Genomic DNA, 2,590 nt, shown 5'->3' with positions numbered 1-2,590 from the left:
GGCGCGATCGCCAGCGGCCAGACCCAGATCGCCAGCGAAGCGCTGATGCACTCGCAGCGCGTGGGCAAGGCCGCGCCGAACGCGATGCAGGGCGTGCCGGACGCGTTCACGCAGCTGCAGGACAGCCGCATCGCCCTGTCGCACGACCTCGACCTGCTGGCCCGCGGCGGCGACTTCAACGGCAACGCGATTCCCGCATCGTCCGGCGACCTGGCCGCGCAGCTGGCCGCCGTGCGCAAGAAGTGGAACGTGTCCGACGCGGCCGCCGCCAGCATCCTCAAGATGAAGCCGGAGCTGGTCGCCTTCGACAAGAACCTGAAGCAGCTCGACGTGCTGGCGCCGGACATGCTGGCGCTGACGGAAGACATCCTCACCGAACGCACGGCGCGCGGCGGCAGCGCACGCGAACTGGCGGCGCTGGGCCGCATGATGATGCTGACGCAGCGCCTGTCGCGCAGCGCCAGCGAATTCCTCACGTCGGGCGGCATCCGTCCCGAGACCGCGTTCCAGATGGGCCGCGACACGACCACGTTCCGCGCCACCGTCGATGGCCTGCTGAACGGCAGCGCCACGCTGGGCCTGGCCCCGCTGCGCGACCCGGACCTGCGCGCCAAGCTGGAAGAAGTGCAGTCGAAATTCGACATCTGCCAGAAGCTGATCTCGACCTTCCTGGATAAACTGTCCGACATGACGGCCGCCAAGGCCGCCGAGCAGACGATCTTCCGCGACAACGAAGCGCTGCGCCGCCAGCTGACCGGCCTGCAGGCATCGTACCGCGCCGGCGCGGGCAGCACGGGCATGTGGCTGTGGGTGCTCGTGGCGGCATCGATCTTCACGCTCGTCACGGCGGGCAGCATCTCGCGCGTGATGCTGCAGGATTCGCGCAACCGCACCCGCGGCGCCGACGCGCGCCGCCAGGAAGCGGAGGCGATGCGCCTGCTGGCCCAGGCCAAGGAAGAGGAAGCGAAGGCCACCAACGACCAGAACCAGGCCGCGATCCTGCGCCTGATGAACGAATTGCAGGAAGTGGCGGACGGCGACCTGACGGTCTATGCCACCGTCTCGGAAGACATCACGGGCGCCATCGCCGACTCCGTTAACTACACGGTGGAAGAGCTGCGCGGCCTCGTCGTGCGCGTGATCGATACGGCGGAACAGGTGACGCAGGCGTCGAACGACGCGCAGCAGGTGTCGAGCCGGCTGCTCGTCGCGGCGGGCCAGCAGGCGCGCGAGATCCAGGACACGTCGGCCACGATGCTGCGCATGGCCGGCGAGATCACGGACGTATCCAGCTCCGCGAAGGAATCGGCCGAGGTGGCGCGCCAGTCGGTGGCGGCGGCGGAGCAGGGCGCGACGGCGGTGCAGAACGCGATCCGCGGCATGGGCGAGATCCGCGAGCAGATCCAGGAAACCTCCAAGCGCATCAAGCGCCTGGGCGAATCGTCGCAGGAGATCGGCGAGATCACCGAACTCATTTCCGACATCACGGAGCAGACCAACGTGCTGGCGCTGAACGCCGCGATCCAGGCCGCATCGGCCGGCGAGGCGGGGCGCGGCTTCTCGGTCGTGGCGGAAGAGGTGCAGCGGCTGGCGGAGCGGTCGGCCGAAGCGGCCAAGCAGATCGGCGCGCTGGTGCGCACCATCCAGACCGACACGCACGACGCCGTGGCGGCAATGGAAAAGTCGACGCAGGGCGTCGTCGAGGGCGCGCGCACGACCGACGCGGCCGGCGCCGCGCTGGCCGACATCTCGCGCGTGTCGAACCGCCTGGCGGAGCTGATCCAGGGGATGGCGGTCGCCGCGGGCTTGCAGGCGACGTCCGCGAACGGCGTGGCGCATAATATGCAGCACATCCTCGCGATCACCGAACAGGCACAGGGCGGCACGCAGCAGACCGCGCAGTCGATCCGGCAGTTGGCGGCGCTCGCGCAGGAACTGAAGAATTCGGTGTCGCGCTTCCGCGTCGCCGCCTGAGCATCTCACTTTTGCCCACATGACCCAGTTTTCGCACGCATCCGCCGCACCGCCTTTCGACACCGGCCCCCTGTCCTGGGTCATCGGTGAAATCCGCGACGCCCTCGGGCGTTCCGCCAAGGCGCTGCAGGATGCGGCTGGCCGCACACCGGAAGCGCAGCCCACGCTGCTGCTGCATGCCAAGTCGCACCTGCACCAGGCCCACGGGGCACTGCAGATGGTCGACGTGGCCGGCGTCGAACGCCTGAGCGAGGCGGCCGAACAGGTCATCGACCGCTTCAAGGATGGCACGCTGGCGCTCGAGCTTGAGCGTGCCGGCGCCGTGGGCGAGGCGTATCGGGCGCTCGTCGAATACCTGGAAGAGTTGCTGGACGGCGCGGCGCCGCAGCCCGTGCGCCTGTTCCCGTACTACCGCGCGCTGCAGGAGTTATTGGGCGTAGAAAGGGTGCACCCGGGCCAGATGCTCGTGCTGGATCTCGCCCCGGCGCTGTTGCCGGCTGGCGGCGCCGGCCCGATGCCGGACTACGCAGCGACCCGCGCCGCATTCGAAAAGGCGCTGCTGCCGTTCCTGCGCAGCCAGGACGTCGACGCCCAGCGCGCCCAGGCGGCCGCCATG

General features: G+C 69.5%; 1 protein-coding gene and 1 pseudogene. Both read left to right on the top strand.

The features are described from left to right. The coding region (locus tag ACEN88_RS29030) for a methyl-accepting chemotaxis protein (RefSeq protein ID WP_413345283.1) at positions 1-1,974 on the top strand (1,974 nt) is incomplete at its 5' end. 19 nt (positions 1,975-1,993) lie between these two features. Continuing rightward, a pseudogene (locus ACEN88_RS29025) lies at positions 1,994-2,590 on the top strand (hybrid sensor histidine kinase/response regulator); the annotation flags it as partial.

Origin of the sequence: Massilia sp. CT11-108 (assembly GCF_047302915.1) — a bacterium.
Classification (GTDB): domain Bacteria; phylum Pseudomonadota; class Gammaproteobacteria; order Burkholderiales; family Burkholderiaceae_D; genus Telluria; species Telluria orientalis.
Note: the sequence above shows the minus strand (reverse complement) of the source record. Positions and strands in the feature narration are given on the sequence as shown.